We start from the raw sequence: 13,476 nt of genomic DNA, 5'->3' as shown, positions 1-13,476 counted from the left end.
ATTCGCGTTTTTCGAAGTCGCGCTTGACCCGTCGGGCGAAACAGTGGCATGATGCCATCATGGGGCAATCGACGTGAACGATGCGGCAACACATCTCCCGCCCGGTGCCGAACTGCTCGGACGCGAATGGCTTGGCTTCGACGAGGGCGGGCGTGCGCTGATCCGCTTTAGGGCTCAGCAGGCGTTCACCAACAGGCACGGGACGATCCAGGGCGGATTCCTGGCGGCGATGCTGGACTCCGCCACCGGGATTTGCGCGCTGGCGGCGCTCGCGCCCGGCCTGACGGTGGTGACCAGGAGCCTCGATACGCGCTTCCTGAAGCCGGCGGCGGTCGGAGCCATCACGGCGCGGGCATGGGTCGCCGAACGGACGGAGCGCGACATGGTCGTGCAAGCCGAGCTCGTCGATGCCGCGGGCATCATAGTCGCCGATGCCACGGCGCGGCTGCGCATTCTTGCAAGGAAATAGAGTTATGCGATTGCGGAGCTGTCGTTCGTGGAGAGAGCGCGGCTCGATCTTCGTGCGTGCCCGGGACGCAGCGCAGCGTCCGTTCAACGGTGCGCTGCAGAGCCGGGGCCCATGTTGCAGAGATGCGCTGTGTGGCTTTCTGGGTCCCGGCTCTGCACTGCAACGCTGAGGGCGCTGCAATGCGTCCGGGACACGAGAGAACGCCGCGCTGTCGCCCGCACGGCTTCATTGCGAGCACGGCGAAGACAATGCTTCACCCGCAATGACGTGTGACAACTACTCCTGATCGACGAGATCGTCCTCGAGGATCGCCATCTGGAACTGGAACGAGCGATCGTCGTCCTCGTCGTCGACGAAGAGCACGCCGATGAACTCCTCGCCGATATAGACCTCGGCGGAATCGTCCTTCTTCGGCCGCGGCACGACGCGAATCTTGGGATTGCCGAATACCCGCTTCAGATACGCATCTAACTTTCTGACTTCTTTGACGTCCACGGCAAGTCTCCGATCGAAATTGTTCGGCGGGTTTTAGGACGAGACGCGACGAACCGCCAGCATGAATTGCCAAGGAATTCGGGAACGACATGAGGCCGGAAAATTCCGGCCCTTCCCAACGTCGGAGCCCGGTCTCAGAGTCCCATGGCGTTGATCATCTGATCCATGGTGCGCGAGGGCTCGGCGCAGCCGGCTTCGCCGACGATCTTGGCAGGCACGCCCGCAACGGTGACATTGTGCGGCACGGGCTTGACCACGACCGACCCGGCGGCGATGCGCGCGCAATGGCCGACCTCGATGTTGCCGAGGATCTTTGCGCCGGCGCCGATCAGCACGCCGTGGCGGATCTTCGGATGACGGTCCTCGTTCTCCTTGCCGGTGCCGCCCAGCGTGACGCCGTGCAGGATCGAGACGTCGTCCTCGATCACAGCGGTCTCGCCGCAGACGAAGCCGGTGGCGTGGTCGAGGAAGATGCCGCGGCCGATGCGCGCGGCGGGATTGATGTCGGTCTGGAAGACTGCGGAGGCGCGGCTCTGGAGATAATACGCAAAGTCCTTGCGGCCCTTCAGATAGAGCCAGTGCGCGAGGCGATGGGTCTGGATCGCGTGAAAGCCCTTGAAGTAGAGCAAGGGATCGATGAAGCGCGAGGTCGCGGGATCGCGGTCGTAGACGGCGACGAGATCGGCGCGGAAGGCATTGCCGAGATCGGGATCGTCGCGCAGCGCCTCGTCATAGGTCTGGCGCACCAGATCGCCCGACAACGCGGAGTGATCGAGCCGGTCGGCGAGACGGTGGATCACCGAATCCTCGAGCCGGCTGTGATGCAGCACCGTCGAATAGATGAAGGTTGCAAGCTCGGGCTCGCGATGGACGATGTCCTCCGCCTCGCTCCTGATCCGGTCCCAGATCGGATCGAGCGATGCGAGCTTTCCTCCCGGATTGACCTGATGCACTGCCATGATTTTTCTCTTTGGGATCTGCTCTTTGGAATTGGCTCGTTTTGCCGGTTCTATAACACAGTCTAGGCGACAAAGTCCCGACGGGCTTGCCTGAGAGTGAACCTCGCCCTGCCCCCCGAAAACATGCCAACACCTTGAATCACAATGATTTCTTTTGACGCCCCACCCGGCAAGGTCGCTTCAAAGTGGTCAGAGTTTTGCCAAATTCAAGCCGGGCGGCGTCAAACTATTGGTGAATTCCGTCTCGACGGTTATTGCGGGCATGGTCCGGAGGACGACGGAGCGGTCTTGAGCATCACCACCGATCAATTGCGCGCGCGCGCCGCTGATACATTCTGGCTGCGGCTCGCGGCGGCAACCCTGCCCCTCCTCATGATCGCGCCGGCGTTCTGGAATGGCTATCCGCTGTTGCAATGGGATACCGGCGGCTATCTGGCGCGCTGGTACGAGGGCTATCTGGTCCCGAGCCGCTCCACCGTGTTCGGCGTCTATCTGCACTATGGTGAGAATTTTGGTTTCTGGATCAACCTCGCGGTCCAGTCGCTGGCGACATTATGGCTGCTGCAGCTCACCTTGCGCGTGCTAGGCCTGATGCAAACCTTCCGCTTCGTTGCGATCAGCCTGTTGCTGATGCTGTCGACCGCACTGCCCTGGCTCGCCAGCATGCTGCTCACCGACATTTTTGCCGGGCTCTCGATCCTGTCGCTGTTCCTGCTGGTGGTCGGCGCAGGCCGGATTTCGGTGCTCGAAAAAATCTCGCTGTTCGTCTTCACCGCCTTCGCCGCCGCGACCCACAGCGGCACGCTCGGCGTGCTGCTCGGCCTCTGCGCCGTCGGTTGGATGGCGTGGCCGTTCCTCAAGCAGCGTCTGCCGATTGCCGGATTGGCGCAGGCGAGCCTGACCATCGTCGCGGGCGCCCTGATGCTGGTGTCGGCGAACCATGCACTGTCGGGCAAATGGGCCTGGACTCCCGGCGGCTACGGCGTCGCTTTCGGCCGCATGATGCAGGACGGCATCGTCGCGCGTTTCCTCAACGACCATTGCCCGCGCGAAGACTTCAAGCTTTGTCCCTATCGCAACGAATTGCCGGCGACCGCCGATGAGTTCTTGTGGGGCAAGAGCATGTTCAACACGCTCGGCCGCTTCGATGGGCTGAACGAGGAGATGGGCAACATCGTCGTGCAGTCGCTCGCCGATTATCCGGCCTGGCAGGCCGGCGCGGCGTTGCGGGCGATGGGACAACAATTGCTGCATGTGGCGACCGGCGAAGGCACTACGGTCTGGATTCCGCACACCTACGGCATCATCGAACGCTACATCCCGGCGCAGGTCACACCGATGCGCGCGGCGCGCCAGCAGCACTGGGAGCTCAACTTCGACGCCGTCAACCGGCTGCACGTTCCGGTCGCGCTGATCTCGATGCTGGGGCTGGTGACGCTGCTCGCCTATTCGCTCGCAAACCGCCGGCTCGACGACCTGACGCTGCTGGCGGCGACCGTCACGCTGGCGCTGCTCGGCAACGCCTTCATCTGCGGCGTGATCTCCGGCCCGCACGACCGCTACGGCGCGCGGATGGTCTGGCTCGCGACCTTCGTGGTGCTGATGCCGCTGGCCCGCCGTTTTGGCGACGACAATAAAGCGACGAAATTGGAATGAAGAGCCATCGCGCTTGGTTTCTTGTCTAAGCATGATCTCCGCGCTGACGCAGCAGAGTGGCCGATAAGAAAAGCATGCTTCAGCTCAGAGCAATCTTGGAACGAGCAAACGTGCCGATGGCCGACTGAATTGCTGTGCCTGGCGTCGGATAACCGCCACTAGCGGAGTCTAGAAGATCGAGGCCCGCTCGGTCGATATCGGATAGTGACCCGAAGCCGACGCCCGCCGCTTTTGAGATTTCGAGCTGCGGTCCGCCAACGGATTCCGATCACGTCGATCCCGCTCAATAATTCGTCTAAACCGCCGGCCACTATGCCGCCGGGCCCGCAGCTTCGGCTGGCCAAGGGGCTTGAGGCGTCGTGCCAGAGGTCAGCCGCATTAGCCAGAGGTGGAAGACGACACGTAGCTGCTCGAGTTCACCACCAGGAGCCGAGCTGCCTCGTCCCGGAACCTGAACGGTACTCGACGGTTGGCCCAATATCTGCAACGATATCGCTGGCCGGCTCAGCTTGAGCGTGGAGTAATTGGTTTTTAGATGATTTTGGCGCCGGCGGGCGCTGGACGATATGGATTTATCGATGACCGCGCTGTCCCAAGACGGCGATGTTGCGCGCAGGATCGCCGAGCTAGAACAGAAGCTCCAGTCGAGCGCCGCCGAGACCGAAAGCCTGCGGCGCGAGCTCGCACAATCGCAGGGTTGCCAGACGGCCAGCGCGGATATCCTTGCAACAATTGCGAGCACCTCGGGTGATGCCGACCGAGCTCTGGAACAAATAGCGGAGACTACCGCCCGGCTGATTGGTGCCTCCAGCGTCTCGATCCAGCTTGCCGGGAACGACGAATGCAGCAAGGCCTACCGGAACGGCGTGAGCGACCGGCTCGTCCGTGCGGACCTATCGCTCAGGGCCATCAACCTCCGCGGCCGCAACATGCCAGGCGCGGTGGTCGCTCGAAATGTGCAAATCCACGTGCCGAATCTCGACGATCCCGATCCCGATCTAGCCGAGTTCTCCGACCTGCCGCACGCCCGGGCTGCCGGCACCCGGACGATCTGCGGCACGCCGCTGCGCATCCAAGGCAAGGCGATCGGCGCTCTGATCGTCCACCGCGACCGGCTCGAGCCGTTTTCCGATAATGAGCTCGTACTGCTGCAGAGCTTTGCCGGCCACGCAGCGATGGCGATCGAGAATGCGCGCCTCTTCAACGAGACCAGGGACACGCTGGAGCGGCAGACCGCTACTGCTGACATCCTAAAGATGATTGCCTCCTCGCCCTCCGACGTACAGCCGGTCTTCGACGCCATCGCGAGCAGTGCTAAGCGGCTGATCGGCGGCTTTTCGACGGCGGTATTCCGCTTCGTCGACGATATTGCGCACCTTGCGGCCTTCACGCCGACAAGCTCGGCCGCCGACGAGGTGCTGAAGGCCGGATTTCCGACGCCCGTTGGCCGCTTCGAGCCGTTCAGGCTCGCACAAGCTGGCAAACCGATTCAGATTGGCGATATCGAGACTCTTCCGGACTCCCAGATCAAGCAGATCGCTCGGGCGCGTGGCTTTCGCAGCATGCTGCTCGCGCCGCTGATGAACGCCAATGTTCCGATCGGCCTCATCAGCGTGACGCGGCTCGAAGCGGGGTCGTTCGTAGATCACCACGTGCAGTTACTGCAAACCTTCGCCGACCAGGCAGTGATCGCTATCGAGAACGCGCGTCTGTTCGAGCAGGTTCGGTTCAAGACGCATGAGTTGAGCGAGGCCTTGCAGCGGCAGACCGCGACCGCCGATGTACTCAAGGTGATCAGTCGCTCGGCCTTCGATCTGCGGACCGTGCTGGATGCCCTGCTCTCGTCAGCCTGTCGGCTGTGCGACGCCGAGATTGGAACGATCCGTTACGAGCACGAGGGAAATTACCGGCTTGCCGCCGCGTATGGCTGCAAACCCGAATGGATCGAGCACTTCCAGACCTACACGACGAAGGCAGACCGCGGCTCGATTTTCGGCCGAACTATTCTCGATGGTCGTCCCGTTCGCGTCCCGGATTTACTTGCTGATCCCGACTTCAATCGCCCGCAAGCACAGAAGCTCATTGGCATGCGTGCCGCGCTGGGTGTCCCGCTCGTCCGGGAGGGGCACGCCTTCGGTGTCATCAACCTGTTTCGCTTCACCGTCGGTTCCTTCGAGGACAAGCAGGTCGAACTGGTAGCGACGTTCGCCGATCAAGCGGTGATCGCGATCGAGAACGTTAAATTGTTTGAACAAGTGCAGGCGAAGACGCGCGACCTCTCCGAGGCTCTCACCTATCAGACTGGAAGTGCCAACATTCTCAAGGTGATCGCCTCCTCGCCGACCGACGTTGAGCCGGTCCTGCGCACCATCGTCGAGAGCGCCTGCGAGCTCTGCGCGGCCTATGATTCGGTGGTAGTCCTGAAGGACGGCCAGAATCTCGTCGTTCGCGCGCATCACGGACCGATCGGAATGGGAACTCAGACATGGATCGACGACCGCACCTCCGTGTCGGGGCTGGCAATTGCCGAGCGGGTGCCGATACACTTGCATGACGTCCTCTCCGACGAAGGCCGCAACTTTCCTGTTGCGCAGGCGATGTCACGACAGGATGGTTGCCGGACCATTCTTGCCGTGCCGATGCTAAGGGAAGGTGAGAGCATTGGTGCGATCGTACTTCGTCGCACCGAGGTGCAGCCCTTCAGCGACAAGCAAGTCACGCTCCTGCAGACCTTCGGCGATCAGGCGGTGATCGCGCTTGGCAACGTCCGCTTATTCGATGAGGTTCAAGCTCGCACCCGCGAATTAGCCAAGTCCCTCGATGAATTGCGCGCCGCCCAGGACCGCCTGGTGCAGACCGAGAAGCTCGCATCCCTCGGCCAGCTCACCGCTGGCATCGCCCACGAGATCAAGAATCCGCTCAATTTCGTCAACAATTTCTCTTCTCTGTCCGCCGAATTGATCGGCGAGCTCAACGAGCTGCTCGGAAATGCGGAACTCGATGAGAAGATCCGCGCAGACGTAGACGAGCTTGCGCAGATGCTGAAGGGTAACCTCGAGAAGGTCGTCCAGCACGGCAAACGCGCCGATTCCATCGTCAAGAACATGTTGCTGCATTCGCGCGAGGGCGCCGGCGAACGTCGTCCGACCGACATCAATGCAATTGTCGAGGAAAGCCTCAATCTTGCCTATCACGGCGCCCGTGCGGAGAAATCCGGTTTTAACGTCACGCTCAAACGTGACTTCGACCCGAACGCCGGAACGGCGGAGGTTTATCCGCAGGAGATCACGCGGGTGCTCCTGAACCTGATCTCCAATGGCTTCTATGCGGCTCAAAAGCGTAAGGAAGCTGACGGCGATGACTTCGAGCCGGCATTAAGCGTCACCACGAGAACTCTGGCAAATGAAGTGGAGATTAGGATCCGCGACAACGGCCTCGGGATTCCGGAGGAGGTCAGAGCGAAGATCTTCAGTCCTTTCTTTACGACCAAGCCCGCTGGCGAAGGCACCGGGCTGGGCCTTTCGATGAGCCACGACATCATCGCCAAACAGCACGGCGGCAGGATCGCCTTCGAGACTGCGCCGGGAGCATTTACAGAGTTCATCATCACCCTGCCGCGGATGCTGGCAGTACAAGGCAATAGCCGAGACCCGAGGTAGCGGACCTCCAGCCGAGCGGAGTTGTTTGAACGTTTCGAGCAGAGCTTAATCTGAGATTTTACGGTGACCTAACGCCGGAGCGCGGAGTTCACCGAGGGGCGCGATCTGCTGTAGTGGTGAAAAATCCACTTTCCAAAGATCGAGCTCAAACAATTCTCCTCGCTGATCGACGTTCAGCGCGACCGAGACTAGCACACCATCTGCATCGTCGAATTCGGCTTCGCCAATGCACTTGCCTAGCCGCCGGTCTAGGCTACCGACAAAGCGAAGGCTACCCATCCCACCGTCATTCATGTCCTCAACGAGATCAAACTGACTATGCAATGGCAAGGAATGACCTAGAACATAGGCAACCAAATCACGCTCTTTGGGGGTGAGTGGGCGTGGCATTTACTTTCTTGCGGATGGTTGGTGTGCACAGGCGGAAAGGCTGTCCGTCGTCCACTTGGGACATTTCAGGATATTGGGCAACAACATCATCGCCCAGACAACATTGCCTTCAGCCCCGGCGTGACAGGAAATCCAGCACGCCTGATTTGTAGACCTTGTCGCCGACTGCGCGCATGTGGTCGCGGCCTGGAATGTCGAGCACTTCCGATCCCGGGATGATGGCGCCGAGCGCGCTGGCGGAGCCCGCGATGTCGTCGGCGCTGCCGACGGCGATCAGCACGGGCACGTCGATGCGCGCAGCTTCTTGCCTCGTCATCAGCTCGCGCGTGCCGCGCAGGCAGGCGGCGAGCGCGCGGCGGTCGGAGCGGGTCTGGTCTGCAAACGCGCGAAACGTGCGGCCGACGGGATCGGTGACGTCGTCGAGCGAGGGCGCCTCCAGCGCCTTGGCGACGTTCTCGCCGGGCCCGGTGCCCTCGATCAGGCCGCCGATGCCGATGCCGCCGAGGATCGCCGAGCGCAGGCGCTGCGGCTCGTTGAGGGAGAGCCACGCCGTCATCCGCCCGCCCATCGAATAGCCCATGATGTCGGCCCGCGGGATGGCGAGATGGTCCATCAGCGCAAGCACGTCGCCGGCCATGGTCGGGATCGAGTATTGCGCGGGCTCGTAGAGCTTTGCGCTTTCGCCGTGGCCGCGATTGTCGAGCGCGATCACGCGCCGGCCGTTCTTGCGCAGCTCCGAGACCCAGGTCGGATAAACCCAGTTCACGTTCTTGCTGGAGGCAAAGCCGTGCACGAGAAGGATCGGATCGCCCTCGCCTTCGTCCAGATAGGCAATTTCAACAGCGCCGTTGTGAAAGCTCGGCATCATCAGTTCCGCGGGTCTTGAGGGGAGAGACTGGTCTTAGAGCATGATCCGGAAAAGTGTGCAGCGGTTTTCCGGCAACATCATGCTCAAACGATAACCTGACGCGCGTCGTGCTTCAGGCCTTGACGGCCGCGTGCGCCAGAGCGGCCTCGGCCGCGAGCTGGGCCCGGCGGAGCCGCCGCGCCCGCCTGCGATCGCACCAGCCTTGGGTGATGCGCTCGGTCGTCGCCTTGATCGAAGAGAGCAGGCCGAACAATGTCAGCGCCGCACCGAACAGCCAGAGTGCCAGATCGAAGGCGCCGCCGATCAGCAGCAGCGCACCGCGGCCGAGCAGCTTCATGATCGCGCGGGTCTTGCTGCCTTGCGCTTCCGCAAGCCGCGCCGCGCGCGCGACGTCCTTGGGACCTTCGGCGATGCGCAGCGTATCCATGGCGCCCCGGGTGCCGGTCTTTTCGGCAACCCGGGTGACGTCCTTGCCGAGCCGGACCAGCGCGCCGGCCTTCTCGGCCCGGAACGCGGCCTTGATCGCGCTGACGGTCTCGCCGGGGCGAAACACCGAGCCCTTGGCGACGGCGTTCTGGAGCGAGGGCGTATCGACCACCTCGCGCGCGGACCGGCCGGCCCATGCGGCGAGCCCCTCGCCGAGCCGCCCAACCTTGCGGGCGTCCTTCACCAGCGTCAGCCCGGCACGCACCGGCGCGGCACCGCCAACGGAGACGTAGGTCGCGGCCGTCACCGCAAGGCCGGCGGTCGCAAGACCCAGCACCAGGCGGTCGGTGTCCTCGCCCATCACAAGGTGCTTGCCTTCGCGCACGACGTCCCTGATGTCGCCGATCACGAAGAGATCGCCGGCGACAGTTCCGGACAGGCTCGCGACATCGTCGGCATTGCCGGTGACGAGACCGGTGGCGAACCGTTTGGCGAATTGCGAGGTGGAGTTTTGGTCTTTGACCGCGTCGCTGACACGGTTGAGAAGATCATCGGGCAGCGCGATGTTGCGGTCACGTGCCAGCGCAACGAAACTGTCGGCGAGATCGGCATCGCCAGCGGCGAGCGCGGCCTCGATATTGTCCTGAACCAGGCGGTCGTTCTGCCGCAGCAGCGCATCGAGCTTGAGCTCGGACAGCGCGGCCGGATCGTCCTGCGCGGCGAAGATCTTGCCGGCCTCGCGGGCATGCGGCGCGACCTGCATGAGCATGAAGCTGCATGCCGCGATCCCGGTCAACGCTGTGGTGATTCGCAGCCACTTCATGCTGAAAGCCTGGACGGTCCTTCGAAATCGTCTTGCAATCGACTTGAATTCGACTTGCGCCGGACGATTCGTCTTTCGTCGCAAATGTGCACGTCCACAGACATAGTATGCCAAAATTGCGACACAACGTCCCCGACGAAAGAAGGGCTTCTCTCAGGCCGGAAGATTGTGTCGAATTTGCATGAGCAAATGAGCATGGGGCATTGCGAACCTTTCGGTTCCGCTGGACTAGCAATCATCAGCACCCGCCAGTATGGTCCGCGGCGCCTTAAAGATGCCGCGTCAGTTTTTGATTGTGTCTGCCGCCATTGCCACTCCAGGATGAGTTCCGATGTCCGACCATGTCGTCCCGCACTTCCACAACGATGCCGGCGTTGCCGTCATCGAGATCGGCTCGCAAGAGTTCATGTGCGTGGGCGCCAACCCTCCGTTCGATCATCCGCACGTCTTCCTCGACCTCGGCAACGACAACGAGATCATCTGCCCGTACTGCTCGACGCTGTACCGCTTCGCAGCCGACCTGAAGCCGGGCGAAGCCCGCCCGCCGGAATGCGTGCTGAAGGATAAGGCAGCCTGACCGGCACTGTCGGTCAGGGGTGGCGCTCTCCCGAACGATTGTCATTGCCGGAGCCGGCATCGGTGGACTGACGGCCGCGCTTGCGCTCGCGGCCCGCGGCTTCCGCATCGTCGTGCTGGAAAAGGTCGAGCGGCTCGAGGACGTCGGCGCCGGCCTGCAACTCTCCCCCAATGCCAGCCGCGTGCTGGTCGAGCTCGGCCTCACCGAACGCCTCAAACTGCGCGCCGTTGTCCCGGAAGCGGTCTCGATCATGAGCGCGCGCGCCGGCGGCGAGCTGCTGCGGATGCCGCTCGGCGAGGCGGCCTCGGCGCGCGCCGGCGCCCCCTATTGGGTGGTGCACCGCGCCGACCTGCAATCGGCGCTGGCCGGCGCTGTCGCCGATCATCCCGACGTCGACCTGAAGCTGGGTGCGACCTTCGAGGACGTCGCGCCCCACGCCAAGGGGCTGACGGTGGTCCATCGCAGCGGCACGATCCGCCGCAGCGATCTCGCCAGCGCATTGATCGGCGCGGACGGCATCTGGTCCACGGTCCGCCAGCATCTGTTTCCCGAGGTGCAGCCGCGCTTCTCCGGGCTGATCGCCTGGCGCGGCACGATCGAGGCGACGCAGCTGCCGAAGGAGTACACTTCGCGCCGGGTGCAGCTCTGGATGGGACCGAACGCCCATCTCGTCGCCTACCCGATCGCGGGCGGTCGCCAGATCAACGTGGTTGCGGTGCTGCCGGGCACCTGGAACAGGCCGGGCTGGAGCACGCCCGGCGATCCCTTCGAGGTGATGGACGCCTTCGCCGCGCCGCGCTGGCCGCCGCCGGCGCGGATGATGCTGGCTGCGGTCGACAGCTGGCGGAAATGGGCGCTGTTCAGCGTGCCCGACGGCTGTCCCTGGAGCAAGGGCCCGGTCGCGCTGCTCGGCGATGCCGTGCATGCGATGCTGCCGTTCGCCGCGCAAGGCGCCGGCATGGCGATCGAGGATGCCGCGGTGCTCGCGCAGCATCTCAGTCTTGAAGCCGCCGAGTCTGCCGCCGGCGTCACGGCCGCGCTGAAGCAATATGGCCGGATGCGCGAGACGCGCGTGCGGCGGGTGCAGCGGACCGCGCGGCAGCAGGGCCGCATCTACCATCTCGGCGGGCCGCTTGCGCTCGCGCGCGATGTTGCGATCCGCGCGCTCGGCGAGGGGCGCATGCTGGCGCGGCAGGATTGGATCTACTCCTGGCGGCCCTGACGCGGCGCGCGTGTGGCGCTGAACCTCAGCGGACCGCCTTGCCGGATTTCGGCGCGGGCTTGGCGGCAGCCGCGGGCGACGGCGGTGCAGCCGGTGCTGCCGCCTCCGGCGGCGTCTCCCGGCACTTGTTGCGGCGCCAGGCGTCTTCGGCGAATTGCGCCTGCCCGCGCAGCGAGACGTAGTCGTTGCGATAGGCGAGCTCGGACACGACCGCGCCTCCGGCGCCGGTTTCCGCCTTGTCCATCAGCTTCTGCAATTCGGCGGTGCGGCTCGCAAGCGACTTGCGTTCGGCCTCGAGCTGCTTGCAGTCGTACAATTCGTACTTGCCGGGATCGGCAAAGGCGGGCGCGACCGTCTCGCTCATCCCGGCGCAGCCACACAGCGCGGCGGACGAGGCGAGCATCACGAGAGGCGCGCCAAAGCCGCGCAGGCGGTGGATCAACGAAGCAGCCATGCCGGATGAATAGTCCCCGTGGATTGAGAATGCCTAAAGCAACAACAGATGTCCGGATTGAGGCTTTGCCTTGTGCGTCCGGCTCGCTTATGGAAGAGCCACCCCTTCCGGCGATGCAAAGCCCAATTCCAGACCGCCGGATGTGGACTTAAGTGTTTGATCCCGTTGGATCAAGCGGGCATGGCGGAATTGGTAGACGCAAGGGACTTAAAATCCCTCGGTGCGCAAGCGCTGTGCCGGTTCGACCCCGGCTGCCCGCACCACCTGAACTGACGCGCCCGGCAGCGCCCGCAGCATGATCCAGAAGCAAGCCAGCGCGGCAGATATCTGGACGAAGCTGCCTTGGATCGGCATGCCCGACTGCGAGACCAACGTCGGGATGGCAATGCCGATGGTCAGGACGGCGACAAGGGTTGCGGCAGGAAGATCGACGATGAGGATGGCGCCATACAGCGCCAGCTCGAAGAAGGCATATTCCTTCAGGCGCGGCGCGCAGAGATAGAGCCCATACATCGCCAGCACGGTGATCCGCAGCGCAAGGCGCGGATGATCGATCAGCCAGCGATCGAGCCGGGCCGGGAAAGAGTCTTCAGCGCGCGCCAGTCCGCCAGCAATGCGCAGCACGACCAGGGCAAACGGCGCGAGCACCAGCGCGACCGCGGCAAGCGCGTAGGCCGCGAACACGACCGGCTTGCTGCCGCCAAGCCCGGCATGATCCAGGGCGCCCTGCGCCAGCAGCAGCAGCGAGGGCGTGGTGTCCATCACATAGACCGTATGCTGGTCGGGAATTTGACCTTTGATCGCGAGCAGCCAGCTCGCAAACAGATCCGGATAGAGCCCCATCGAGAGCAGGACCGGCAATGCCAGGCCTGCGGTCGCGGCCGCGATCAAACCGAGCTTTTGCCGGCGCGCCAGCGGCAGAAAATAGAGCGCGGCCAGCACGGGGCTGTACACCAGCTTGAACGAGGCGACGAGGCCGAGCAGCGCAGCGCCGGCGAGGCGCGCGCCGAAGCCCCGATCAGCGTCCGCGTCTGACGGCGTCGAGCGAAGCAGCAGCGCCAGGGCGGCCGCCGTCAGCGCGCCGCTCATGATGGCGAAATTGCCCGAGACCAGGACCCATTCGAAGCCGACGAACGCGCCGAGCCCCCAGAGGCCCCTGAGCGCAACATCACGCGGGCCGCCGCGCCCGCGGCCGAGCCCGGGCAGCAGCAGACCGCAGACCATCGCAAGGACGAAATAGATGCCGCGGTAATGACCGACGAGAAAATCGCCGGCGCACAGCGGACGGAAGGCGTCCAGCGTCACCGGCAGGTAGGGATAAGAGAAGTTCGTGCCCTTCAGATTTTTCACGAAATAGGGATCGAGCCCACCGATATGCGCGTCGACCGCCGCGCAGTTGACGCGCACGTCCCAGCCGAGTTCCAGATCGAGCGCGGCGTCGCTGGCGAGATTGCCGACCACCAGCAGCGCCATGAGCG

Annotated in this window: 12 protein-coding genes and 1 tRNA gene; 7 read left to right on the top strand and 6 right to left on the bottom strand. The window is 63.7% G+C overall.

Translation table 11 applies throughout. The annotated features are described in order from the left end of the window. The first annotated feature begins 73 nt into the window (after positions 1 to 73). Entirely contained in the window at positions 74 to 469 is a 396-nt protein-coding gene (locus JJB99_RS15560; RefSeq protein WP_246775258.1) for a PaaI family thioesterase, read from the top strand. Between the two features lie 276 nt (positions 470 to 745). On the opposite strand, the gene JJB99_RS15555 is transcribed toward JJB99_RS15560, so the two are convergent. Both JJB99_RS15555 and cysE read right to left on the bottom strand, forming a co-directional pair. Then, positions 746 to 964: a DUF3126 family protein gene (locus JJB99_RS15555; protein WP_007602550.1), complete on the bottom strand. Its 219-nt coding sequence runs from the start codon at positions 962 to 964 to the stop codon at positions 746 to 748. Between the two features lie 134 nt (positions 965 to 1,098). Beyond that, the gene (gene cysE, locus JJB99_RS15550) at positions 1,099 to 1,923 is read right to left on the bottom strand and encodes a serine O-acetyltransferase (protein WP_200499569.1); all 825 of its coding nucleotides are present in this window, start codon (positions 1,921 to 1,923) and stop codon (positions 1,099 to 1,101) included. A 288-nt stretch (positions 1,924 to 2,211) separates the two neighbouring features. On the opposite strand from cysE, the gene JJB99_RS15545 reads away from it, so the two are divergent. Together JJB99_RS15545 and JJB99_RS15540 are read left to right on the top strand one after the other, a co-directional pair. Beyond that, positions 2,212 to 3,579: a hypothetical protein gene (locus JJB99_RS15545; protein WP_200499568.1), complete on the top strand. Its 1,368-nt coding sequence runs from the start codon at positions 2,212 to 2,214 to the stop codon at positions 3,577 to 3,579. A gap of 578 nt (positions 3,580 to 4,157) precedes the next feature. Next, positions 4,158 to 7,238 carry a GAF domain-containing protein gene (locus JJB99_RS15540; RefSeq protein WP_200499567.1) on the top strand — a complete coding sequence of 1,027 codons (3,081 nt, stop codon included), beginning with the start codon at positions 4,158 to 4,160 and terminating at the stop codon, positions 7,236 to 7,238. Positions 7,239 to 7,283: 45 nt separating this feature from the next. Here the strand turns inward: JJB99_RS15540 and JJB99_RS15535 are convergent, their stop codons facing one another. The 3 genes from JJB99_RS15535 to JJB99_RS15525 all read right to left on the bottom strand — a co-directional run bounded on the left by JJB99_RS15535 (position 7,284) and on the right by JJB99_RS15525 (position 9,745). Then, positions 7,284 to 7,628, bottom strand: coding sequence for a DUF6984 family protein (locus JJB99_RS15535; protein ID WP_200499566.1), 345 nt, complete (start codon positions 7,626 to 7,628; stop codon positions 7,284 to 7,286). A 109-nt stretch (positions 7,629 to 7,737) separates the two neighbouring features. Beyond that, a complete protein-coding gene (locus tag JJB99_RS15530) occupies positions 7,738 to 8,493 on the bottom strand; it encodes an alpha/beta fold hydrolase (RefSeq protein ID WP_200499565.1) in 756 nt (251 codons plus the stop codon). 115 nt (positions 8,494 to 8,608) lie between these two features. After that, positions 8,609 to 9,745 (bottom strand): hypothetical protein, encoded by a 1,137-nt coding sequence (locus JJB99_RS15525; RefSeq protein ID WP_200499564.1) that lies wholly within the window; start codon positions 9,743 to 9,745, stop codon positions 8,609 to 8,611. Between the two features lie 331 nt (positions 9,746 to 10,076). Here JJB99_RS15525 and JJB99_RS15520 point away from each other — a divergent pair, with 331 nt between their 5' ends. Beyond that, positions 10,077 to 10,322, top strand: a complete 246-nt coding sequence (locus JJB99_RS15520) for a zinc-finger domain-containing protein (RefSeq protein ID WP_200499563.1) — start codon at positions 10,077 to 10,079, stop codon at positions 10,320 to 10,322. Positions 10,323 to 10,341: 19 nt separating this feature from the next. Next, the gene (locus JJB99_RS15515; protein WP_200499562.1) at positions 10,342 to 11,544 is read left to right on the top strand and encodes an FAD-dependent monooxygenase; all 1,203 of its coding nucleotides are present in this window, start codon (positions 10,342 to 10,344) and stop codon (positions 11,542 to 11,544) included. A 25-nt stretch (positions 11,545 to 11,569) separates the two neighbouring features. On the opposite strand, the gene JJB99_RS15510 is transcribed toward JJB99_RS15515, so the two are convergent. After that, positions 11,570 to 11,998 (bottom strand): twin-arginine translocation pathway signal, encoded by a 429-nt coding sequence (locus JJB99_RS15510; RefSeq protein ID WP_200499561.1) that lies wholly within the window; start codon positions 11,996 to 11,998, stop codon positions 11,570 to 11,572. A 174-nt stretch (positions 11,999 to 12,172) separates the two neighbouring features. Here JJB99_RS15510 and JJB99_RS15505 point away from each other — a divergent pair. Further along, positions 12,173 to 12,261: transfer RNA gene (locus JJB99_RS15505), tRNA-Leu, on the top strand. 79 nt (positions 12,262 to 12,340) lie between these two features. Continuing rightward, positions 12,341 to 13,033, top strand: coding sequence for a hypothetical protein (locus tag JJB99_RS15500; RefSeq protein WP_200499560.1), 693 nt, complete (start codon positions 12,341 to 12,343; stop codon positions 13,031 to 13,033). Positions 13,034 to 13,476 lie beyond the last annotated feature (443 nt).

The sequence above is a fragment of the Bradyrhizobium diazoefficiens genome (assembly GCF_016616235.1).
GTDB classification, from domain to species: Bacteria; Pseudomonadota; Alphaproteobacteria; order Rhizobiales; family Xanthobacteraceae; genus Bradyrhizobium; species Bradyrhizobium diazoefficiens_H.
The sequence above is the reverse complement of the archived record's forward strand: the minus strand, read 5'-3'. Positions and strand labels throughout refer to the sequence as shown.

Excerpts from the sequence above, each read along its gene's own strand:
- JJB99_RS15510 (WP_200499561.1), bottom strand. The coding sequence starts at position 11,998 with ATGGCTGCTTCGTTGATCCACCGCCTGCGCGGCTTTGGCGCGCCTCTC.
- JJB99_RS15530 (WP_200499565.1), bottom strand. The coding sequence starts at position 8,493 with ATGCCGAGCTTTCACAACGGCGCTGTTGAAATTGCCTATCTGGACGAA.
- JJB99_RS15525 (WP_200499564.1), bottom strand. The coding sequence starts at position 9,745 with ATGAAGTGGCTGCGAATCACCACAGCGTTGACCGGGATCGCGGCATGC.
- JJB99_RS15540 (WP_200499567.1), top strand. The coding sequence starts at position 4,158 with ATGACCGCGCTGTCCCAAGACGGCGATGTTGCGCGCAGGATCGCCGAG.
- JJB99_RS15520 (WP_200499563.1), top strand. The coding sequence starts at position 10,077 with ATGTCCGACCATGTCGTCCCGCACTTCCACAACGATGCCGGCGTTGCC.
- JJB99_RS15535 (WP_200499566.1), bottom strand. The coding sequence starts at position 7,628 with ATGCCACGCCCACTCACCCCCAAAGAGCGTGATTTGGTTGCCTATGTT.
- cysE (WP_200499569.1), bottom strand. The coding sequence starts at position 1,923 with ATGGCAGTGCATCAGGTCAATCCGGGAGGAAAGCTCGCATCGCTCGAT.